The organism is Mesorhizobium sp. Mes31, from assembly GCF_024519675.1.
Lineage (GTDB): Bacteria > Pseudomonadota > Alphaproteobacteria > Rhizobiales > Rhizobiaceae > Mesorhizobium.
On record NZ_JALJRL010000012.1, the window covers coordinates 40,146 to 59,365 of the forward strand.

At 62.9% G+C, this 19,220-nt stretch carries 23 protein-coding genes; 11 read left to right on the forward strand and 12 right to left on the reverse strand.

Going from position 1 to position 19,220, the window contains the following annotated elements:
• Positions 1-65 precede the first annotated feature (65 nt).
• Entirely contained in the window at positions 66-986 is a 921-nt protein-coding gene (locus NR193_RS20550) for a diacylglycerol kinase family protein (RefSeq protein WP_256752603.1), read from the forward strand.
• A 29-nt stretch (positions 987-1,015) separates the two neighbouring features.
• Here NR193_RS20550 and NR193_RS20555 read toward each other — a convergent pair whose 3' ends face one another.
• Positions 1,016-1,189: a hypothetical protein gene (locus NR193_RS20555; protein ID WP_256752604.1), complete on the reverse strand. Its 174-nt coding sequence runs from the start codon at positions 1,187-1,189 to the stop codon at positions 1,016-1,018.
• Positions 1,190-1,370: 181 nt separating this feature from the next.
• Between NR193_RS20555 and NR193_RS20560 the strand changes: the two genes are divergently transcribed.
• Positions 1,371-2,882 (forward strand): sensor histidine kinase, encoded by a 1,512-nt coding sequence (locus tag NR193_RS20560; protein WP_375162723.1) that lies wholly within the window; start codon positions 1,371-1,373, stop codon positions 2,880-2,882.
• A gap of 37 nt (positions 2,883-2,919) precedes the next feature.
• Here the strand turns inward: NR193_RS20560 and NR193_RS20565 are convergent, their stop codons facing one another.
• From NR193_RS20565 to NR193_RS20575, 3 genes are all read right to left on the reverse strand, one after another.
• Positions 2,920-3,378: a hypothetical protein gene (locus tag NR193_RS20565; protein WP_256752606.1), complete on the reverse strand. Its 459-nt coding sequence runs from the start codon at positions 3,376-3,378 to the stop codon at positions 2,920-2,922.
• 8 nt (positions 3,379-3,386) lie between these two features.
• Positions 3,387-3,713: a YqjD family protein gene (locus NR193_RS20570; protein ID WP_256752607.1), complete on the reverse strand. Its 327-nt coding sequence runs from the start codon at positions 3,711-3,713 to the stop codon at positions 3,387-3,389.
• A 130-nt stretch (positions 3,714-3,843) separates the two neighbouring features.
• Positions 3,844-4,605 (reverse strand): Crp/Fnr family transcriptional regulator, encoded by a 762-nt coding sequence (locus NR193_RS20575; RefSeq protein WP_256752608.1) that lies wholly within the window; start codon positions 4,603-4,605, stop codon positions 3,844-3,846.
• 219 nt (positions 4,606-4,824) lie between these two features.
• Between NR193_RS20575 and NR193_RS20580 the strand changes: the two genes are divergently transcribed.
• Positions 4,825-5,145 (forward strand): response regulator, encoded by a 321-nt coding sequence (locus NR193_RS20580; protein ID WP_306280369.1) that lies wholly within the window; start codon positions 4,825-4,827, stop codon positions 5,143-5,145.
• A 33-nt stretch (positions 5,146-5,178) separates the two neighbouring features.
• Here the strand turns inward: NR193_RS20580 and NR193_RS20585 are convergent, their stop codons facing one another.
• Entirely contained in the window at positions 5,179-5,730 is a 552-nt protein-coding gene (locus NR193_RS20585) for a sigma-70 family RNA polymerase sigma factor (protein ID WP_091578588.1), read from the reverse strand.
• Positions 5,731-5,733: 3 nt separating this feature from the next.
• Complete coding sequence (locus NR193_RS20590; protein WP_091578589.1) at positions 5,734-5,937, reverse strand: NepR family anti-sigma factor; 204 nt, start codon at positions 5,935-5,937, stop codon at positions 5,734-5,736.
• A gap of 224 nt (positions 5,938-6,161) precedes the next feature.
• Here NR193_RS20590 and NR193_RS20595 point away from each other — a divergent pair, with 224 nt between their 5' ends.
• The 6 genes from NR193_RS20595 (at position 6,162) to NR193_RS20620 (ending at position 9,657) form a co-directional block, all read left to right on the forward strand.
• Entirely contained in the window at positions 6,162-6,956 is a 795-nt protein-coding gene (locus NR193_RS20595) for a response regulator (protein ID WP_256752610.1), read from the forward strand.
• Positions 6,957-7,168: 212 nt separating this feature from the next.
• Positions 7,169-7,336, forward strand: a complete 168-nt coding sequence (locus tag NR193_RS20600) for a DUF1328 domain-containing protein (RefSeq protein WP_091578592.1) — start codon at positions 7,169-7,171, stop codon at positions 7,334-7,336.
• A gap of 182 nt (positions 7,337-7,518) precedes the next feature.
• Positions 7,519-8,550 (forward strand): sensor histidine kinase, encoded by a 1,032-nt coding sequence (locus NR193_RS20605; protein WP_256752611.1) that lies wholly within the window; start codon positions 7,519-7,521, stop codon positions 8,548-8,550.
• Positions 8,551-8,685: 135 nt separating this feature from the next.
• Positions 8,686-8,865, forward strand: a complete 180-nt coding sequence (locus tag NR193_RS20610; RefSeq protein ID WP_256752612.1) for a hypothetical protein — start codon at positions 8,686-8,688, stop codon at positions 8,863-8,865.
• Between the two features lie 136 nt (positions 8,866-9,001).
• Positions 9,002-9,328: a hypothetical protein gene (locus tag NR193_RS20615; RefSeq protein ID WP_256752613.1), complete on the forward strand. Its 327-nt coding sequence runs from the start codon at positions 9,002-9,004 to the stop codon at positions 9,326-9,328.
• Positions 9,329-9,411: 83 nt separating this feature from the next.
• Entirely contained in the window at positions 9,412-9,657 is a 246-nt protein-coding gene (locus tag NR193_RS20620; RefSeq protein ID WP_256752614.1) for a YMGG-like glycine zipper-containing protein, read from the forward strand.
• A gap of 97 nt (positions 9,658-9,754) precedes the next feature.
• Here NR193_RS20620 and NR193_RS20625 read toward each other — a convergent pair whose 3' ends face one another.
• From NR193_RS20625 to xylF, 4 genes are all read right to left on the reverse strand, one after another.
• A complete protein-coding gene (locus tag NR193_RS20625) occupies positions 9,755-11,377 on the reverse strand; it encodes a CHASE domain-containing protein (protein ID WP_256752615.1) in 1,623 nt (540 codons plus the stop codon).
• Positions 11,378-11,630: 253 nt separating this feature from the next.
• Entirely contained in the window at positions 11,631-12,428 is a 798-nt protein-coding gene (locus tag NR193_RS20630; RefSeq protein ID WP_256752616.1) for an ATP-binding cassette domain-containing protein, read from the reverse strand.
• Between the two features lie 15 nt (positions 12,429-12,443).
• Positions 12,444-13,796: a sugar ABC transporter permease gene (locus NR193_RS20635; protein WP_256752617.1), complete on the reverse strand. Its 1,353-nt coding sequence runs from the start codon at positions 13,794-13,796 to the stop codon at positions 12,444-12,446.
• Positions 13,797-13,940: 144 nt separating this feature from the next.
• Positions 13,941-14,981, reverse strand: coding sequence for a D-xylose ABC transporter substrate-binding protein (xylF, locus tag NR193_RS20640; RefSeq protein WP_256752618.1), 1,041 nt, complete (start codon positions 14,979-14,981; stop codon positions 13,941-13,943).
• A 349-nt stretch (positions 14,982-15,330) separates the two neighbouring features.
• Here xylF and NR193_RS20645 point away from each other — a divergent pair, with 349 nt between their 5' ends.
• Both NR193_RS20645 and NR193_RS20650 read left to right on the forward strand, forming a co-directional pair.
• Positions 15,331-16,575 carry an ROK family protein gene (locus tag NR193_RS20645; RefSeq protein ID WP_256752619.1) on the forward strand — a complete coding sequence of 415 codons (1,245 nt, stop codon included), beginning with the start codon at positions 15,331-15,333 and terminating at the stop codon, positions 16,573-16,575.
• A 188-nt stretch (positions 16,576-16,763) separates the two neighbouring features.
• Positions 16,764-17,675 (forward strand): agmatinase, encoded by a 912-nt coding sequence (locus NR193_RS20650; protein WP_256752620.1) that lies wholly within the window; start codon positions 16,764-16,766, stop codon positions 17,673-17,675.
• Between the two features lie 115 nt (positions 17,676-17,790).
• On the opposite strand, the gene phoB is transcribed toward NR193_RS20650, so the two are convergent.
• Both phoB and phoU read right to left on the reverse strand, forming a co-directional pair.
• The gene (gene phoB, locus NR193_RS20655) at positions 17,791-18,480 is read right to left on the reverse strand and encodes a phosphate regulon transcriptional regulator PhoB (RefSeq protein WP_010911896.1); all 690 of its coding nucleotides are present in this window, start codon (positions 18,478-18,480) and stop codon (positions 17,791-17,793) included.
• Between the two features lie 19 nt (positions 18,481-18,499).
• Entirely contained in the window at positions 18,500-19,207 is a 708-nt protein-coding gene (gene phoU / locus NR193_RS20660) for a phosphate signaling complex protein PhoU (RefSeq protein ID WP_256752621.1), read from the reverse strand.
• Between the last annotated feature and the right edge of the window lie 13 nt (positions 19,208-19,220).

Genomic DNA, 19,220 nt, shown 5'->3' on the forward strand with positions numbered 1-19,220 from the left:
CCGCGTTTCAGCCTGCGGCTGGGCGTGTCCCGGCCCAAATTGGGCTGACAAAAGCGGAGCGGGGCATGAAATTTGCAGCGGTGCTGAACCGGGACGGCGGCACCTTGCGCACCACCGATCTTGCCGCCTTCTCCGACAGGATGCATCAGACCCTGGAGACGGCAGGTCACTCTCTCGCCATTGATATTGTTACCGGCAAGGACGTGGTCGAAGCGCTCGACAATGCCGCTTCGCGCCGCTCCGTCGATGTCGTGCTGGCCGGTGGCGGAGACGGAACCATTTCCGCGGCCGCCGCCCGGCTGATGGGCAAGAAGAAGGCGCTTGCCATATTGCCGGCCGGCACCATGAACCTGTTCGCGCGCGGGCTGGGCATTCCCCAATCCCTCGATGCCGCGCTGAAATCTTTTGCCGATGGCGAAATCATCGCGGTCGACATGGCCACGGCCGATGGCCGGCCCTTCGTCCACCAGTTCTCGATCGGCATGCATGCCAGGATGGTGCAACTGCGCCAGGGGATGGAATTCGGTTCGCGCCTCGGAAAGATCCGCGCTTCGGCCAAGGCAGCCTGGGCGACGATCAACAACCCACCGGCGATGAACGTGACGCTCCGCATCGGCGAAGCCGAGATGACGGCCCGCATAACCGGCATCGGCATCACCAACAATCTGTTCGGCGAAGGTCACTTGCCTTACGCCGACAACCCGGCGGGTGGCGTGCTTGGCGTCTACGTCACGGTGGCGCGGCAGCGCGCCGAACTGGTCAAATTCTTCTTCAACGTGGCGCGTGGCAAGTGGCGCGACAACGAGCATGTCGAAATCCATCAGGCTGACCGAGCGGTCCTGAAGATCCATTCGGGCATCAGGAAATTCCGCGCCGTCATGGACGGTGAACTGGTCGGGCTTGACCGTGAGACGACGATCGAGATCCAGCCTGGCGCATTGAATGTCCTGGTGCCGGCCAGCATCGTCGAGGCAAAGGCTGCCTGATGCGATCCGAACCCATCGCAGCCGACACCCTACTCGCTGGGAGCATTGCCTTGCTGGGTCGTGTCCTTCTTGATCAACTCGCCATAAATCTCGGCGCCGCCCCACGCGACGAAGGCCAGCAGCAACGCTGCGATCAGAATGCGCAGGCCGTGTCGGCCCCAGCGTCCCTGACGAGCTTTGTCCTCAGGAATGATCTTGATCATGGGCGGCCCTCGCATCGTTTCGCGCCAGCTGGCGCGTCCGGCAAAACAACATGGTCGGGTAACGGTTCCTCGCTACGATGGTTCCGGGCCAGCGGGCCGGCGCGGGGCTGGCGGACCGTGAAGCTGCGGCGAAGACCAAGAAGGGGCATTGGGGACCTGGGTGAATAGCAGGACGAAAACAGTGCCGGGTTTGCCGGCCGAAGTTGCGCGTGCGGTAGAGGACGAAGACCGGCTGGCCGTGTTGCACGGGCTGCAGATGCTGGACACGGCGTCCGACCCGGATTTCGACCACATAAGCAGTCTTGCCGCGGTGGTGATGCGGGCGCCTATCGCTCTGGTCACGCTCGTCGACATAGAGCGGCAATGGTTCAAGTCCTGCATCGGCCTGGACGAGACTGAAACCGCGACCGACATCTCCTTCTGCGCCCATGCGATCGCAGCTGGCGACGAGCCGATGGTGGTGGCGGATGCAACGATCGACCCACGTTTCAAGGCCAACCCGCTGGTCACCGGCAAGCATCACGTCCGCTTCTACGCGGGCGCGCCGATGATCGTGGCTGGCGTCCGGATCGGCACGCTGTGCGTGCTCGACCGCAAGCCGCATGCCTTTCCATCCCGCGCGAAGTTGGACCAGTTGAAGGCGCTCGCCGGCCTCGCTGGCAGCCTGTTCACCTTGAAGGATGCCACCCGCAGCGGCGCCATCGCCGAGGCGGCACTGGCGCGCGAGGAGAAACGGCGCGCCATCGCGCTCGATGCGGCGTCGCTGGCCAGTTGGGCATGGGATATCCGCGGCGACGTCATCGAATGTGACACCTTGCTGTCGGAGCTTTTCAACCTGCCGCGCTCGAACCGGCTGCGGGCGCGCGACATCCTCACCGCCATCGATCCCCGCGACGTCTACCAGACCGAGACCCGCTTCCGCGATGCCTTGACCGGCAGCGACGACTATTTTGGCGAATACCGGGTGAAGGGCTTTCATCCGCCGCGGTGGCTCGCCACGCGCGGCCGTGTCATCGAGCGCGATGGCGACGGCAAGCCGACGCTGATTTTCGGCGTCAACTATGACATCACCGAACGCAAGCTTGGCGACGAGCGGCAGCGGCTGCTGCTGCGTGAGCTCAACCACCGCGTCAAGAACACGCTGGCGACCGTCCAGGCGCTGGCGACGCAGACCGTGCGCCATGCCCGCCAACCGAGCGAGTTCCTCGCGGCCTTCGGCGCCCGGCTTCAGGCCCTCGGCATCGCCCACAACCTCTTGTCCGACCGCGAGTGGCGTGGCATCGGCATCCGCGAACTCGTCCAGATCGAGGTGAAGCCTTTCGAAACCGCCGAGCAGCCGCGCATGACGATCTCCGGCGCCGACCTGTTGCTGTCGCCCGACCAGGCCGTCGGACTTGGCCTGATCCTGCATGAACTGGCCAGCAATGCGCTGCAATATGGCTCGCTGTCGGTGGCGTCCGGCAAGGTTGATCTAAACTGGAAGGCGCAAGGCAGGAAGGGTGACCGACGCCTTGTGCTGACGTGGCGCGAAAGCGGCGGTCCTGAGGTTGCCCCGCCCGAGCGACACGGCTTCGGCTCGATCCTCATCCGCCGCAGCCTTGCCAAGGTCATCTCGAGCGAGGTGACGCATGAGTTCCGACCGGAAGGCGTGTTTGCCGAAATATCCATGCCGCTGGAAGATCTGTCGAAGTGACCGGCCTTCATCCCGAAAAGTGGAAAACCGGCTTTCTTTATCTCCGTTCGTCTTCATCCGGGTCGTCGGGTTTCACGTTTTCGCGGTAGATGGCGTAGGCCACGAGCGCCGCCGCCGGCCCCAGAATGAGGCCGAGACCGGCTTTTCCCTTGAGCAGCGCCGGCAGCACGGCGAGCGCGGCGGTGATGCCGATCATCTTCATGTCGGCATTGCGTCGTCTCGCCTCGCGGCGGGCGCGGAAGCCAGACATCAACTGATGGATCAACGGGATCAGCCCGGCGATGATCAGAAAGCCGGCGCCGAAGCCAAGTGCTGCCGCCAGCGATCCGTAGCGGGCCGCCACCCAGATATAGGCCGCGCCGACCAGAAAGCCGAGACCGCAAAGCGCTGCCAGCATGGCCAGCACATAGATGATGGCCGCCGTGCGCGCACGGCGCATGGCGGCTGCGGTTTCACCCGAGGCGAAACCCGAGATCAGGGATACCAGCAGTCCCATCGGCGGGACTAGCGACGCGCGAGAAGCGCGAAGAGGAAGCCGACGCCGGCGGCGATTGCCAGTGACGTTACCGGCTTTTCGCGCACGCTTGCCATCATCTGTGCTTCGATATCCTTGGCGTTGCTGCGCAGGCTGTCAAACGCGGCTTCGCCCTGGGCACGCAACTGCTCGACCCCTTCGGTGGCCGCGCGGCGGGCAGTGCCATAACCGTGCTCGCTGGTCTTGGCCAACTGCTTGGTGAGCTTTTCGATATCGGCCTTCAACTGCCTGATATCGGCTTCGAGATCCGCACTCGCCCGGCCCTCGCTTGCTGTCTTACCTGCGGTAGCTGCCATTGCTTAACTCCTTGTGATTGCTTGATTTCAAACGCACCGCACGTCTCAAGGTTCCGAGACCGGGACAAAGTACCTGAAAACATGAGCGCGCGCACCTGATGCGCCAATCCCTTGGTAAAAAGGTGGTTCGTCAGATCAGCGGCCGGCGCGCCTCGCCAAGCCCGTCCCAGCCGGCGAGCCTCTTGAGTCCTTCATTGTCGATGACCTCGCAACCGCCGTCACGCCAGACGACCAGCTTTCGATCCATCAGCTTGCGGATCGTCTTGTTGGTGTGAACCAGCGACAGGCCAAGCGTATCGGCGATGTGTTGTTGGGTGACCGGTATCTGAATGGATTGCTTGCCGTTCAGCCCGACCACCCTGGCCCGGCTGCCGATGAAGGCGATGAGATAGGCGGCCCGCTCGATCGCGCTACGGCGGCCGATGCTGAGCAGGTTCTCGTCCAGCATGCGTTCTTCACGCGAAGCGATCCAGGTGATGTCGTAGGCCAGCCCCGGATGATTGCGGTAGAGCTCGTGGAGATGCTCGCGTTCGAAAACGCAAAGCAGCATCGGCGACAGGGCTTCGACGGAATGCTGCATCTCGCCCATGACACTGCCTTGCAGGCCGATCAGATCGCCGGGCATGAGATAGTTGAGGATCTGGCGGCGACCGTCCCGCAACAGCTTGTAGCGGAACGCCCAGCCGGAGAGCACGGTGTAGAGGTGAGCGCTATGGCTGCCCTCCACCAGCACCGTGGCGCCCTTGTCGACGGAGAGTTCGCCCTTTTTGAATGTGCTGATGAAGGCCAGTTCCTGTTTTTCGAACTCGCGGAAAACCGGCAATGGCCGCAACGGGCATTTCTCGCACGGATGCTGGCGGCTGGAGACAGCGCGACCGTTCTGGCCCGACATTTCGACCCCTCTTCGAAGCCCGCTCTTTCGAAGAAAGAAGGGCTGAGTTTCAAACGCGTTGCAAGGATCGAGGTTCCGCTCTCGACCACATGTCTTTTTTAAATGACAGCTCGCCAAATAACGATCATGACTCCGTGCGTTTCAAGGAGTCCCCTGCCTGTGCCCCCTTTGCTTGACGGATTGCGGATTCTGGTCCTGGAGGATGAATTTCTCATCGCCATGGATGTCGAGCAGCTTTGCCGCGACCATGGCGCGGGCGAGGTGGTGATCGCCCGCGATCTGGCCGAGATCGATGACCGGCAGGTCGCCAAGCAATTCGACGCGGCCATCGTCGACCTCATGCTGGGCGGCACCTCGACCCTCGATTTCGCCTCGGCCCTGCGCGCGGCGGGCGTCCCGTTCGTGTTTGCTTCGGGCTATTCGGATGCCGATGAAATCAAGGCATCCTTTCCGGGCGTCAGGCTGGTCGGCAAACCCTATTCGGGTGAAGACCTCGTGCAAGCGGTCGCGACTGCCTGCGGGCTCGGTTCTGCTGATTGAAACCCGATCCGGCCTCCTGAGCCAGTTCCCAGGTCAATGGGCCGGCGATCCCGTTACCTGGGCCGAAATCGCATCCGGACCATACTCGTCCTCCCCGGAGATCTTCAGGATCTCCTGCAATCGCGTGCGGGCCCGGCTGACACGGCTCTTGATCGTCCCGACCGCGCAACCGCAGATCTCGGCCGCCTCCTCGTAGGAGAAGCCCGACGCTCCGATCAGGATGATGGCTTCGCGCTGGTCTTCCGGCAATTGTTCGAGGGCGCCGCGAAAATCCTTCAGGTCGAGCTGACCGTGCTGGGCCGGATGAACGGCAAGCCTTGCCGTCATGATGCCGTCACTGTCCTGCACCTCGCGTCCGCGCTTGCGCATCTGCGAATAGAATTCGTTGCGCAGGATGGTGAAAAGCCATGCCTTGATATTGGTGCCGGGCTGGAAGCTCTCATGCTTGTCCCAGGCCTTGACCAGCGTTTCCTGGACCAGGTCGTCGGCCTTGTCGGCATTTTGCGCCAGCGAGACGGCAAAGGCGCGCAAGCTCGGGATTGCCCCAAGCAGATCGGTCTTGAAGCCTTGGGAGACCGCTGCCATGCCTCAGTCCTTCTTCTGTGCGGGTTCGGCCTGTTCCAGTTGGCTGAGCAACTGGGCGAAGCGATCCGGCACATCGTCGGAGACCAGCTCGTCGTAATATTGTTTGAGTTTGCGTCCGATTTCGGAATTCGGCCCAAGCGGGTCACCGGAACCGTCCCGGCGCCTACCCGCGACGCCAGCCAGAATATCTTTCGTCATATCCTTCATTTCGCCCTTGTATTCCCAGCACCAAAGCCGCTCACATCATTACTCGACACAACGCCAGCGGCATCATGGTCTGGTCGCCCATCCCGCACTCAAACGCCGTCCCGGCGCATTAGTTCCATGCAAGGCCGGAACTTTCTTGCGCAACCCGCGTTGTTTGTTGGGGCTTGCAATCAGCTTGACCTGCAACCTATGCAATCACGTCATTCTGAGGGAGACGTCTTACCATGAGCTTATCCGCCACCATCGCACCACATCTGCCGTTCCTGCGCCGCTTCTCGCGGGCTGTTTCCGGATCGCAGGAGAGTGGTGACGCGCTGGTCGCCGCGATGCTCGAAGCCATCATCGCCGATGTCGACATCTTTCCCGAGGCATCGAACGACCGCATCGCTCTATATAAGGTTTTCGCCAAGCTCTTCACATCGGTGGCCATCCGCGTTCCGCAGGAGCAGGCGCAATCGGCATGGGAACAGCGCGCCGCGGCCAATCTGAATGCGCTTGCACCGCGCCCCCGCCAGGCCTTCCTGCTCGTGGCCGTCGAGGGTTTCACGGAGGATGAGGCAGCCGAGATCCTCGATGTCGGCGACCAGGAGTTTTCAGAGCTGCTTGCTCAGGCAAGCAACGAGATTTCCCGCCAGGTGGCAACCGATGTGCTGATCATCGAGGATGAGCCGCTGATCGCCATGGACATAGAAGAGATGGTCGAGAGCCTCGGCCATCGCGTCGTCGGAACGGCGCGCACCCATGCCGAGGCGGTGATGATGTTCGGCAAGATGCGGCCGAAGATGGTGCTCGCCGACATCCAGCTCGCCGACGGCAGTTCGGGCATTGAGGCCGTGAACGAAATCCTGTCATCGACATCGGTGCCGGTCATATTCATCACCGCGTTTCCCGAGCGTCTCTTGACCGGTGAGCGCCCCGAACCGGCCTTCCTGGTCACCAAGCCGTTCAATCCCGATATGGTCAAGGCGCTGATCAGCCAGGCGCTTTTCTTCGATCGCCAGGCGAAAGCCGCCGCATAGCGCGCAGGGCGTTGCCCGCAGCAACGCCCCCGTTTGCCGAACACCCGTAGAAGCGAACCACGCAGCCGAAGCAAGGCATGGGCGGCGGTGCGAACCCGCGCCTGATCTTTATCTCGGCGCCACGGCTCCGCGGGGGGTCGTCTTTTTCGGCAAATGGTGGAACAAACCGCATCTATCCACGTTTTTATTGCACCATTCGAAGGAGATGGATCATGCTCTACTGGGCGCTCGTATTTCTCGTCGTGGCGATCATCGCCGGCGCGCTTGGTTTCGGCGGCATCGCCGGCACCTCGGCCGGCATAGCCCAGATATTGTTTTTCATCTTTCTCGCCTTCCTGATCATCTCGCTTCTTGCCGGCCTGTTCAAACGGGCGTCGTGACGAAGAGGCGACCGAACACTGGAAGCCGCACCCCTCAAACGGTTTCCAGCCACCGCCGGGCGGTATCCTGCAAAGGACACCGCTCGGCGGACCGCTTTTTGCAGCCTGGTTTTCGGAAACCTGTTTTGGGAACCCATTTGACGGTGAGCCGTTCAGCCTGAACTGGGTGGACAGGTTGACCGATGCATTCCAAGACCGGAGACATGAAAGACGACGGGCAGGGCGACGAAGTCATTGCCCTGCATCCCGCCGAGACTGGCATGCAGCTTGGCCGGGCTCTGCTCCACGCGTTGCACAATGCCGGCATTTCCGTTCTCTATCAGGATCGGGAGATGAAAACCGTATGGGCGCGCAACATGCGCGCACCCTGGGTCTCCGACACCACTGACGGCAGCGGCGTCCTGCCGGCGGCGCAGGCCGACCGCATCGGCGCGGCCAAGCGCGATGTCATCGCATCCGGCAATCCACAACGCCTCGAAATCAGTGTTCCCGCCGAAGACGGCTTCCGCTGGTTTCAGGTGTGGGTCGACGCCGATCATGGCGATGGCGGCTCGGTGCAGGGTGTCGTCACCACCATGGTTGAAACGACCGAGCAGAAACGCCGTGAGCAGACCCTGACGACGCTGTTGCGCGAAGTCAGTCATCGTTCGAAGAATCTGTTGGCGATCATTCAGAGCATAGCCACCCAGACCGGGCGCTACTCCGATGGCATCACTGATTTCCTGACACGCTTTCGCGGCCGGCTGCAATCGCTGGCCTCGTCCCAGGACCTGGTAACCTCCTCCAACTGGCGAGGCGCGGCCCTTCACGAACTGGTGTCGGGCCAGGTCGGCCGGAACGGAGTGGATCCGTCGCACGGCCTGCGCTTCCGCGGGGCAAATCCCTATCTCAATCCCAACGCTGCTCTCCATATCGGCCTTGCCATGCATGAACTCGCCGTCAATTCGGTCAGCTATGGCGCCCTGTCGCGGGCAAACGGCTTCGTAGAAGTGACAGCCGATCTGACGGCCGCGGCCGGCGGTACCGCGCTGGCGTTGACCTGGGCCGAAGCGATAGGAACCAACGACACCGAGCGCAACCAGAAGCGCTTCGGCAGCGTCGCGCTCGAGCGTGTGGTGCCCGCGTCACTGAACGGAACGGCGACCCTTGAGATAGAGCCCGGACGCCTCGAATACCGCCTTGTCGTTCCGCACGGCAATTTCGAGACGGAATGAGCGCCCGCGCTCGTCAGTTCCTTAACCGGCTGTTCACCATGAAAGCAGATGCTGTTTTTCCCAGGGACCGCCGGAACTGCAGCATCGCCGAACATTTGCGCAGCAGGGCTTGCGGGACGGTGTGGGAGGGATGCCTTGACGGTTGCCGACATGAACAGACTGGAGCAGGCCGCTCGTGTCTCGATGGGCGAGTTTCAGGACTCCGAAGCATCCGCGCCGCCGCTAGCTCCCGCTCCTCGCGTCTCGCTGCGCCTTGTCGCTATGGTTCTGGCCGCGGTGATCGTCGCGGTCGTCCTCCTCCCGCTGGCCTACTGAAGTCCACTAACGCGGTCCCACCGTGCCGTGATGGCGGCGCCCGCGGCCCGGCGCGCCTCTTAATTCGCTGAACGGCCCGACAGCAGAGGAACTTTGGCGACCATGGACCGTTACTATGGCGAGAGGACATGTCGCCATGGAACACATCGCTGCATTGTTGCTGGTCATCGGCTGCTCGAACACGATGGCCGACTGCCATGAATTGCCGGTGCCTGTAAGCGTTTTCGCAACAGCCGACCAATGCGTTTCGGAGCGGCCGTTCGCCATGGGCGACGTACAGGGCCAGGCAGAGCACATCATTGCCAAATGCCTTGCCGTCGATCCGGCGCTGGAAGACGACTACGATCAGATCGTCTGGAACGTGCGTCCGGATGGCACGCTCGACGCTTCTCTGGCAGTTTCCGACCTGGTGATGGCATCGAACGGAGCGCGCCCAGAAAAAGACTATCTTCGCCAACAATAAATTCCAGCAGCAAAGGCCGATATTTCGTGCTAAATGGCGGCTGGCACTTGCTAAAGTGAGGACACAAAGTGAGGAGTGACTCTATGCGGAAGATGATTATTGCCATGGTTGCGGTGGTTGCCGTCAGCGGCTGCACCAGCACCGAGCAGGATGTCGCTGGCGGCACCTTGATCGGCGCCGGTATCGGCGGCTTGGTCGGCGGCGGCAAGGGCGCGCTGATCGGTGCGGCAGTCGGTGCCGGCTCCGGCCTGCTGGTTCGCAGGCTGCAGAACGGCTATTGCCAGTATCGCGATCATCGCGGCCGGATCTACACCGCCCGCTGCAACTAATTCAGCGATAATCGAAACGTCGACCCGGAGGCCGGCCTTGCCGTCTCCGGGTTTTCGTGGCCGGACGGCATAGTCGTCGATGCCGGCTAACAGGTTTTCAACCCGTTAGCGGAATTCTTATTTCCACGTTCAGCCCATTGGCTTGAAAATCGCGCTTGATCGTGCCTCGCAGCTCGCGCGTGACGTTCAGGTCGATCAGCTTGGTGCCGAAGCCTGTATTGGCCGGCGCTTCGAATTTCTTCTGCCCGGTTTCGCGCCAGTTGAGAGCAAGCGTCCTCTCGTTTCCGCGCCCTTCGAGTGACCAGTCGACCTTGAGCGCGCCAACCGAATTGCCGGCTTCGCCATATTTCAACGCATTCGTCGCCAGTTCGTGGAACGTGAGGCCGAGCGCCTGCGTCGTGGTTTCGTCGAGCAGCACCTCCGGTCCCGACAACAGCCCTTCGGGCAGTTCCTTGCCGAACACCTGACCAAGTTCGATGCGCAGCAGATCGCCGAGATCGGCCTTCTGCCAGCGCGAGCGCGTCAGCATGTCCTGGGACGCCGCCATCGCCTGCAGCCTGGCCGCGAAGGATGATGAAAACTCGTTGACGTCGGTGGCCCGCGAAGCCGTCTGGCGCGCGATCGCCAGCACCCGGGTGATCGAATTCTTGATGCGATGCTTCATCTCCTGCAGCATCAGGTCTTTTTCGATCAGGCTCTTTTCGGTCGTCTCGTGCAGGCGCGAAGCCGCCTCATAGGCCCGCTCCTGATAGCGCGCCACCAGCGCTATGGCGCCTGCCAGCAGCAGGCCGAACAGTCCCAGCATCACCGGAATGGCACGCGACGACGGCTGCGAGAAGGCGCTTGTCGGCCGGAACAGGACGGTCCACGGCCGGCCGGCCACCACGATCTTGCGGGTCACCAGCAGCCTGTCGCCGAACGAGGAAGCCGGCGGCGTCTCCGAGCGGAACAAGAGATTGTCGCCACCCACCGCGCCGTCATAGATCTCGGTATTGACCGGCAGCAGAGGCGAGCGGCTGAGCGCGATCTGGAACAGGTCACGGGCCCGAAACGCCGCATAGAGAAAGCCGGCCGTGGAGGATCTCGACGCATTGATGACCTCGGGTGCGGTTTCGACATTGAGCCGCACGAAGACGAGGAAGCCGGTGAAGGTCTGCGCCGCACCCGTACCCTGGCCCAGTTGCACCAGCCCGCTGGCGTGCTGCTGATCATCGGACATTGCCTTTTCGATCGCTTCGCGCCGCACCGGTTCGGTGAACATGTCGTAGCCGATACTGGTCTGGTTGGACGGATCCAGCGGCTCGAAAAGCACGATGGGCGCGCGCCAGGGCTGTGTGGTGTCCGGATAGACAGGATGGCTGACGCCATGGTCGTGCAGGATATCGCGTTCGATCGCCGCCTCGTCGCCCGCCTTGGCCAGTCTGAGAAAGCCGATGCCACGCAAGCCGGCAAAATTGTTGTCGACATCCAGCGCGTTGAAGAACGCCTTGAACTCGTTCTGCGAAATGTCGCCGTTGCGGGCGTCGAACAGGGCCTGCGTCGACCGCAGCAGCGACAGCTGCAGGTCGATGCGGCTCTCGATCCGGTTGAGTGCGTCGTCGGCCGCCGCTTCGAACTTGATGTGGGCGGCCTCCTGCGTCGCGAAATAGGCAAACCCCGCCATCGTCATGCTGATCAGCGCAACGGCGATGAACGCGACGATTGGGAAAAGCTTCTTCAACGGATGACGCGGTCCCTGAGCAATATCGGACCTTTATGGGCAAGTCGCCGTGCCAACACAATGGCAACGCCAAGCCATCCTGACGCCTGGCACATCACGTCATCGGCAACCAGCGGCCCCCGTCGTTCTGGCAGGGCGGTATTGCTCGCCGCAATCTGGAGCATGATTCCGAAAAATGGAATCCGGTTCTGGAAAAGATCTTGCTCAAACCGCGATAGAGCGCCATCCCGATCCTATCGGGATGGAACCGGCTCTAGGCGGCGATCTTCAGCGCGCCCGGTCCGGGAATGGCGCCGGGAGGACATTTGCCCAGAATGATCATGCCAAGCACCTCGTCTTGGGTCACGTCGGTGGTGCGCGCGGTACCGACTACCTGGCCGTTCTTCATCACGCAGACCCGGTCGGCAAGGTCGAACACATCGTGGATGTCGTGACTGATCAGGAAGATGCCGATGCCGTCGGACTTGAGCTGCTTGACCAGTTCGCCGACCTGCGCGGTTTCCTGCGGACCAAGTGCCGCCGTCGGCTCGTCCATGATCAGGATGCGCGCATTGAACAGGATCGCGCGCGCGATCGCCACCGACTGCCGCTGTCCGCCCGACAGCTTGATGACCGGCTCCTTGAAGCGCTGGAAGCGGGGATTGAGCCGGCCCATAACCTTGCGCGCCTCGGCTTCCATGGCAACGTCGTCGAGCGTGCCCCAGGCGGTCATCAGCTCGCGGCCAAGGAACAGATTGGCGGCGGCGTCGACATTGTCGGCCAGCGCCAGCGTCTGGTAGATCGTCTCGATGCCGTATCTCTTGGCGTCGCGCGGGTTGGAGATCGATGCCTCCTCGCCGTTCACGAAGATATGCCCTGAATCGCGCTTGTAGGCGCCCGACAGGATCTTGATCAATGTCGACTTGCCGGCGCCGTTGTGGCCGAGCAGCGCCACGACCTCGCCGGGGAAAAGATCGATCGAGGCGTCGTCGACGGCGCGAATGCCGCCAAAGGCGATCGAGATGTTGCGCATATCGATCAGCGGCGTGCCGGCGGGAGCGGTCTTGTCCATGGTCGCTTCTCCTCCCTAAACGCGTTTGCGATAGACGGTGTCGAGCCAGACGGCGATGACCAGCACGGCGCCGACGACGATGCTCTGCAACGGCGAGTCGACGCCAAGCAACACCATGCCGGACTGCAGCGACTGCATCAGCAGCGCGCCAAGCATGGCGCCGATGATCGTTCCCGATCCGCCGGCAAGCGACGTGCCGCCAATGACGGCAGCGGCGATGACCAGCAGTTCGTCGAGCGTGCCGAGCACGTTGGTCGATGAATTCTGCCGCGCCGAGGAGATCGCCGCGGCAACCGTCGCCAGCACGCCCATGATCATGAACACCTTCATGGTGATCCAGCGCGTGTTGATGCCGGCGAGGTTGGCGGCCTCGGGATTACCGCCGATGGCAAAGACATAGCGGCCGAAACGCGTGCGGTTGGTGATGAAGGTCATGATCAGGCCGACGGCGATCGCCATCAGCACCGGTATGGCGATGCCATGGGCGATGAACAGGCCGCCTTCGGGAACGGTGATGTTGTTGGCGGCCGCGTATCTGTTCACGATGCCGATCGGCCAGGGATAGGAATTGGCGAGCCACACGGCGCCCATGATGACGGCGCAGGTGACCACGCCAAGCAGCGTTTCGGCCCAGATCGGACGCAGCGGAAAACGAAACCGCTTGCGCTGCACCCGCCCGTTGAACAGCGCAAACACCACGGCAAGGCACGCGACGATACCGACGATCCAGCTCCAGGTTGCGCCGATCGATCCCGCCGGACCGCCGCCCATCAGCTGGAAGGTGGCGTCAAGCGGCGCCACCGTCTGGCCGCTGGTGACCCACCAGGCGGCACCGCGCCAGACCAGCAGGCCGCCCAGCGTGACGATGAAGGCTGGCACCTCGAGATAGGCGATTATGAAGCCCTGAAAGGCCCCGATCAGGAGGCCGAGCGCCAGGCCGATGACCAGCGCCAGGATCCATATCCAGGGATTGCCGAGTTCGAGCCCGACAAACCGCACCAGGAAATGCACTTGCGCAAAGCCCATCACCATGCCGATCAGCCCCTCGGCGGAGCCGACCGACAGGTCGATGTTGCGCATGACGATGACCAGCACCATGCCGCAGGCCATGATGGCGACCGCCGACGTCTGCACCGACAGGTTCCACAGATTGCGTGGCGTGAGAAAGGTACGGCTGTCGAAATCGAGCGGATTGACGCCGAGGCGCAGGCTGGAAATGACATGCAGACCGGTCCAGATCAGCAACAGGGCACCGATCATGCCGAGCATGCGGGTGTCGATCTCGGTTGCCTTGAGAAACCGGGCGACCACGCTGAGCTCCGACGCACGCGCGATGTCGGCCTGCGGGTTGGACGTCGTGTCGGTCATGATTTCCTCCCACCGGCTGGCCGTCTGACGCGGATGCCGTAACCAGCCTAGAAGCTATCCGCACGATGCGGAAACACAAATCTTTTTGAGAAAACGCCGCGGCTTTGGGCCGCGGCGTTGGTATCGAGCAGGAACAGGCCCGGCTTAGTTGCAGGCAGCGACCGTGCCGGCAGCAACGCCCGCGCAGACCTCATCCTTCTTGATCCAGCCAGCGTCGATGACGACGTTGAGATTGTCCTTGGTGATGGCAACCGGGGTCAGGAACAGCGACTTGACGGTGTTGCCGCCGGGCGTCGTGAAATCCTTCACACCGGCGATGTCGGTCATCTTCTTGCCGTCGGCCAGTTGCGATGCGATCTCGGCGGCGTTCTTGCCGAGCTCGCGCGCGTCCTTCCAGACCGACACGGTCTGGGTGCCAAGCGCGATACGGTTCAGCGCGGCGTGGTCGCCGTCTTGGCCCGACACCGGCACGGTGCCGGCCAGACCCTGCGCCGTCAGTGCCGCGACGACGCCGCCGGCGGTGCCGTCATTGGCCGCGACCACGGCATCGACCTTGTTGTCGTTGGCGGTGAGGAACTGTTCCATGTTCTTCTGGGCGTTGGCGGGCAGCCAGCCGTCCGTATAGGCCTCGCCGACATTCTTGATCTTGCCGCTGTCGATGGCCTCCTTGAGCACTTCCATCGAGCCCGAGAACAGGAAGTCGGCGTTCGGATCGGCACCGGAGCCCTTGATGAAGACATAATTGCCTTCCGGCTTGACCTTGAACACTTCGCGGGCCTGCATGCGGCCAACTTCCTTGTTGTCGAAGGTCAGGTAGAAGACATCCTTGTTTTCGATCAGACGGTCATAGCCGACGACCGGAATGCCTTCGTCCAGTGCCTTCTGTACCGCCGGGCCGATGGCCGAGGCATCCTGCGCCAGGATGATCAGCGAGTTGGCGCCCTGCGAGATCAGGCTCTCGACATCGGTAAGCTGCTTGCCGGGATTGGACTGCGCGTCGGCGGAGATATACTTGTCGCCGGCGGCCACGATCGCCGCCTTCATGGCGGCCTCGTCCGTCTTCCAGCGCTCTTCCTGGAAGTTGGACCACGAAACGCCGATGACCTTGTCCTTTGCCTGCGCGACCGACGCGAGCGTCAGCGACATGGCGACACCCGCCAGGATGGCGGCTGTGAATCTCTTCATGTTATCCTCCCTGCGCCGCGTATGGCGCGACCAAACTGACCCGAAGGCCGGCACACAGGCTCTTTTTTTCGAGCCTCGAAAAAATACTGATCCAACACCGGAACGCTGTCAACATCGATTCTGATGGATTTTGATGCCCCTCCGAATTTTTTTCGAGCCTCGGAATAAATAATGACAGGATAATTCGCTTCTGCCAGTATTTGGCTGGCGCGTGTCGCCCAAGGGTGGGCAACGGTTTCGGGACACGACACGCGCGGAAATGACGACCTGGGGCGCGACGCGCTTCAGGCTTCGCCGACGTCTTCGGAGGACACGAAAGGCTGCGGCGACCGGGAGGATGTGAGAAAGCATGTCGGTCGGAATCCGCCACGACGATTTGCGCCGGCGCAACCGGGCAATGGTGATTGCGGCCGTGCGCCGGGCCGGACAGCCGTCACGTACCGAGATCGCCGCGACCACCGGCCTCAGCCACTCGACCATATCGGCGATTTCCTCCGACCTGATCGGCGAAGGCATCCTGGCCGAAAGCAAGCCGAGCGAGCCCGGTTCGCTGAAACGCGGCCGGCCACAGGTCGGCCTCGGCCTCAATCCGGAAGCCGCGGCGGTGATGACCGTGGTGCTGTCGCTGAACTTCCTGTCCGTCGCCGTCATCGACTATGCCGGCCAGGTGATATCAGAGGAACAGCGCCGGCTGGACACGCTGACGATGTCGCGCGACGCGCTGATCGGTGAATGCGTCGCCATCGTGCGGCGCCGCCTCGAAGACCCCGATCTCGATGTCCGCAGCGTCGCCCGCATCGCGCTGGCGATCCAGGGCATTACCGACACCCGTGCTCGCGCCATGCTGTGGTCGCCGATAACGCCGCACACCGACATCGCCTTCGCCGACATCCTCGAGGACGAGTTCGGCATCCCCGCCACCATGGAGAACGACTGCAACATGATGGCGGTGGCGTTGCGCTGGCGCGATCCGCAGCGCTACCGTGATGACTTCATCGCCATCCTGCTCTCGCACGGCATCGGCATGGGACTGGTGCTGAAGGGTCAGTTGTTCACCGGCACCCATTCCTCGGGCGGCGAGTTCGGCCACATGATCCACCAGCCGAAGGGCGCGCTCTGCCGCTGTGGGCGACGCGGCTGCGTCGAGGCCTATGCCGGCAACTACGCCATCTGGCGCAACGCAAGGCAGCTCGGCGAGGACACCGAGCCGGTTGCCGATGTCAGCGACGCAGACATGCGCGCGCTGGCAGCCGCGGCCCGCGAAAGCGACGGGCCCGAGCGTGAAGCCTATCGCAAGGCCGGCGAAGCGCTTGGCTACGGGCTCGGCAGCCTGTTCGCGCTGATCGACCCGGCACCCGTCGCCATGGTCGGTGTCAGCGCCGCGGCCTTCGACCTGATCGAGCCGGCATTGCGCGAGGCCATAGCCCAGACCGCCGGCGGCCAGCACTCGGAATCGATTTCCTTCGACACCGAGCCGAACGAACTGCCGCTGATCCGCGAAGGCTGCGCCATGCGCGCGCTGACCTTCGTCGACCAGGAGATTTTCGCGCCGGGCGCGCAGGCACGACCGGGCGCCGGAAAGAACGTTGCCTGAGGATCCGTGCAAAACCAAATCATTCTGAGCGACCGGTCGACCTGAACCGGGCTTCACGATGGGTATGATGTCAGTCAGGCGCGCCAACTGTTAGGATGCTGTCTAATTCGACGCGTCGGCCAATGCCTCATCGTCTCGTACCCTCAACACTGAAATTTCAGCTGAACCACCATCAGGACCATCAAGAAATGACCGCCTCGCCTCCCTTTCTTGGCTTTCCCGATTGCCTTGCCGATGGCCGTATACCGCGTGCGGTGATCTTTGGAGCCGGTCACGGCACTACCTATCCCGGCAAGGACAGCAGCGGATACGCCTTGGCCGCCGACGCCATCCGCGTTGCGAGCCAGGGCGATGCCACGCTCGTCGAGCACTGGGATTTCGATCTCGGCGGCCCGCTGTTCGACGGCAAGCCGGTCTGCTGCATCGACACCGGCGACATCGCGACCACCATGCATGACAATAGCGGCAACAGGGCGCGGATCGAGGCGAAAACGCGCCAGGTTCTGGCACTACCGGCCGTGCCGATCCTGCTCGGCGGCGACGATTCCGTGCCCATCCCCTTCCTCGCCGGCTTTGCGGATCACGGGCCGGTCTGGATCCTGCAGATCGACGCCCATATCGACTGGCGCGACGAGGTGCATGGCGAACGCTACGGCTATTCGAACCCGATGCGCCGCGCAAGCGAGATGCCGCATGTCGCCGGCATCGTGCAGGTCGGCATCCGTGGCGTCGGCAGCGCTCGCCTCACCGAAATCGAAGCGGCACGGCGCTATGGCAGCCGCTTTGTAACCGCCCGCGAGGTTCACGCCCAAGGCGTCGAAGCCGCTCTCCGGCATATTCCGGAAGGGGCGCGGGTCGTCGTAACTCTCGACTGCGACGGCCTCGATCCCGGTATCATGCCGGGCGTGGCGGCGCGTTCGCCCGGCGGCCTCACCTACACCCAGGTGGTCGATCTGATCGGGGGCCTCGGCAGACGGGCCAGGATCGCGGGATTCGACCTTGTCGAGCTTTATCCTCCCGCCGACATTGACGGCCTGTCGGCCCTGACCGCAGCGCGCCTTCTCGTCAACGTCATCGGCACCGTCGTCCGGCAGGTTTGAGCCCGGACTCTCGCTAGGGCAATTCCAGGAAAAGTGTGAAACGGTTTTCCGTCCGGAATTGCGTCAAAACAAAGAGTTAGAGCGGTTTGCCGTTTCCGTGAAACGGTGAACTGCTCTAGTCTTCCCTGATCGCGTAACCCGCCCCGCGGATCGTGCGGATGACATCGGGCATGCGGCCGTTGTTGACCGCCTTGCGCAACCGGCCGACATGCACGTCCACCGTGCGCTCGTCGATATAGATCGTCTCGCCCCAGACATTGTCGAGCAGCTGGCTGCGCGAGAAGACGCGGCCAGGATGGCGCATCATGAATTCGAGCAGGCGGAATTCGGTCGGCCCGAGCCGGATCTCGCTCTTCTTGCGATAGACCCGGTGCGACTCACGATCGAGCACGATGTCGCCAACCTTGAGCACGCTGGACAGCACTTCCGGCTTGGCGCGGCGCAGCAGCGCCTTGACCCTGGCCATGAACTCCGGTGTCGAGAACGGCTTGACCAGATAATCGTCGGCGCCCGTGGAAAGGCCGCGCACGCGGTCGCTCTCCTCGCCACGCGCGGTCAGCATGATGATTGGCAGCCGCTCGGTCTCGGGGCGCATTCTCAGCCGCCGGCAGAGTTCGATGCCTGAAACCGCCGGCACCATCCAGTCCAGCACCAGAAGGTCGGGGACGTTCTCCTGCAGCCGGATCTCGGCCTCGTCGCCGCGCGTCACCACCTCGACCTGGTAACCCTCGGACTCCAGATTGTAGCGGAGCAGCACACCGAGCGGCTCCTCATCCTCCACGACCATGATGCGTGGCGCGATCATCGGCTGCTTACCCCTGTCGTCATGCCGCCGGCGCGGACATTGCCGTCTCGTCCTGCTTCGGGCGATTGGCGGGTAGCTGTGTGCCGGTCAAAACATAATACGCATTCTCGGCGATGTTGGTCACGTGATCGCCGATGCGTTCGAGGTTCTTGGCGCAGAACAACAGATGCGTGCACGCGGTGATGTTGCGCGGATCCTCCATCATGTAGGTCAGGAGTTCGCGGAACACGGACGTGTACTTGACGTCGATGCGTTCGTCGTCGTTCCTGAGCTTGGCCAGCGCCGCCGCGTCGGCGGCGGCGTATTCCTCGATCACGCCCTGCACCTGGATCAGCACCAGCTGCGCCATCGCATCGATCGAGTGCGAAAGGTCGCGAGGCGTGACGCTGAGGCCAACGGTGCCGACGCGCTTGGCGATGTTCTTGGCAAGATCGCCGATGCGCTCGAGGTCGCCGGCCATGCGGATCGAACCGACGACATGGCGCAGATCGTCGGCCATCGGCTGCCGCTTGGCGATCAGAGTGATGGCGCGGTCGTCGAGTTCGCGCTGGCGCGCGTCCATGATCGCGTCGTCGGAGACAACGCGCTGTGCCAGGGCGTTGTCGGAATTCAGAAGTGCCTTGGTCGCACCGCCGACCATCGAGCCGGCGAGATCGCCCATGTCGCTGATGAGCTTGCTGATCTGTCCGAGATCCTCGTCGAAAGAAGCGACTGTATGTTCGCCCATGATCTTAGTCCTC

What these genes read in the sequence shown, in the direction of transcription:
- NR193_RS20555 (WP_256752604.1), bottom strand. Translation starts at nt 1,189, where the DNA reads ATGATCAAGATCATTCCTGAGGACAAAGCTCGTCAGGGACGCTGGGGC.
- NR193_RS20605 (WP_256752611.1), top strand. Translation starts at nt 7,519, where the DNA reads ATGCATTCCAAGACCGGAGACATGAAAGACGACGGGCAGGGCGACGAA.
- NR193_RS20595 (WP_256752610.1), top strand. Translation starts at nt 6,162, where the DNA reads ATGAGCTTATCCGCCACCATCGCACCACATCTGCCGTTCCTGCGCCGC.
- phoB (WP_010911896.1), bottom strand. Translation starts at nt 18,480, where the DNA reads ATGATCGCGCCACGCATCATGGTCGTGGAGGATGAGGAGCCGCTCGGT.
- NR193_RS20565 (WP_256752606.1), bottom strand. Translation starts at nt 3,378, where the DNA reads ATGGGACTGCTGGTATCCCTGATCTCGGGTTTCGCCTCGGGTGAAACC.
- NR193_RS20600 (WP_091578592.1), top strand. Translation starts at nt 7,169, where the DNA reads ATGCTCTACTGGGCGCTCGTATTTCTCGTCGTGGCGATCATCGCCGGC.
- NR193_RS20615 (WP_256752613.1), top strand. Translation starts at nt 9,002, where the DNA reads ATGGAACACATCGCTGCATTGTTGCTGGTCATCGGCTGCTCGAACACG.
- phoU (WP_256752621.1), bottom strand. Translation starts at nt 19,207, where the DNA reads ATGGGCGAACATACAGTCGCTTCTTTCGACGAGGATCTCGGACAGATC.
- NR193_RS20645 (WP_256752619.1), top strand. Translation starts at nt 15,331, where the DNA reads ATGTCGGTCGGAATCCGCCACGACGATTTGCGCCGGCGCAACCGGGCA.
- NR193_RS20550 (WP_256752603.1), top strand. Translation starts at nt 66, where the DNA reads ATGAAATTTGCAGCGGTGCTGAACCGGGACGGCGGCACCTTGCGCACC.
- NR193_RS20575 (WP_256752608.1), bottom strand. Translation starts at nt 4,605, where the DNA reads ATGTCGGGCCAGAACGGTCGCGCTGTCTCCAGCCGCCAGCATCCGTGC.
- NR193_RS20620 (WP_256752614.1), top strand. Translation starts at nt 9,412, where the DNA reads ATGCGGAAGATGATTATTGCCATGGTTGCGGTGGTTGCCGTCAGCGGC.
- NR193_RS20590 (WP_091578589.1), bottom strand. Translation starts at nt 5,937, where the DNA reads ATGAAGGATATGACGAAAGATATTCTGGCTGGCGTCGCGGGTAGGCGC.
- NR193_RS20580 (WP_306280369.1), top strand. Translation starts at nt 4,825, where the DNA reads ATGGATGTCGAGCAGCTTTGCCGCGACCATGGCGCGGGCGAGGTGGTG.
- NR193_RS20650 (WP_256752620.1), top strand. Translation starts at nt 16,764, where the DNA reads ATGACCGCCTCGCCTCCCTTTCTTGGCTTTCCCGATTGCCTTGCCGAT.
- NR193_RS20570 (WP_256752607.1), bottom strand. Translation starts at nt 3,713, where the DNA reads ATGGCAGCTACCGCAGGTAAGACAGCAAGCGAGGGCCGGGCGAGTGCG.
- NR193_RS20585 (WP_091578588.1), bottom strand. Translation starts at nt 5,730, where the DNA reads ATGGCAGCGGTCTCCCAAGGCTTCAAGACCGATCTGCTTGGGGCAATC.
- xylF (WP_256752618.1), bottom strand. Translation starts at nt 14,981, where the DNA reads ATGAAGAGATTCACAGCCGCCATCCTGGCGGGTGTCGCCATGTCGCTG.
- NR193_RS20635 (WP_256752617.1), bottom strand. Translation starts at nt 13,796, where the DNA reads ATGACCGACACGACGTCCAACCCGCAGGCCGACATCGCGCGTGCGTCG.
- NR193_RS20630 (WP_256752616.1), bottom strand. Translation starts at nt 12,428, where the DNA reads ATGGACAAGACCGCTCCCGCCGGCACGCCGCTGATCGATATGCGCAAC.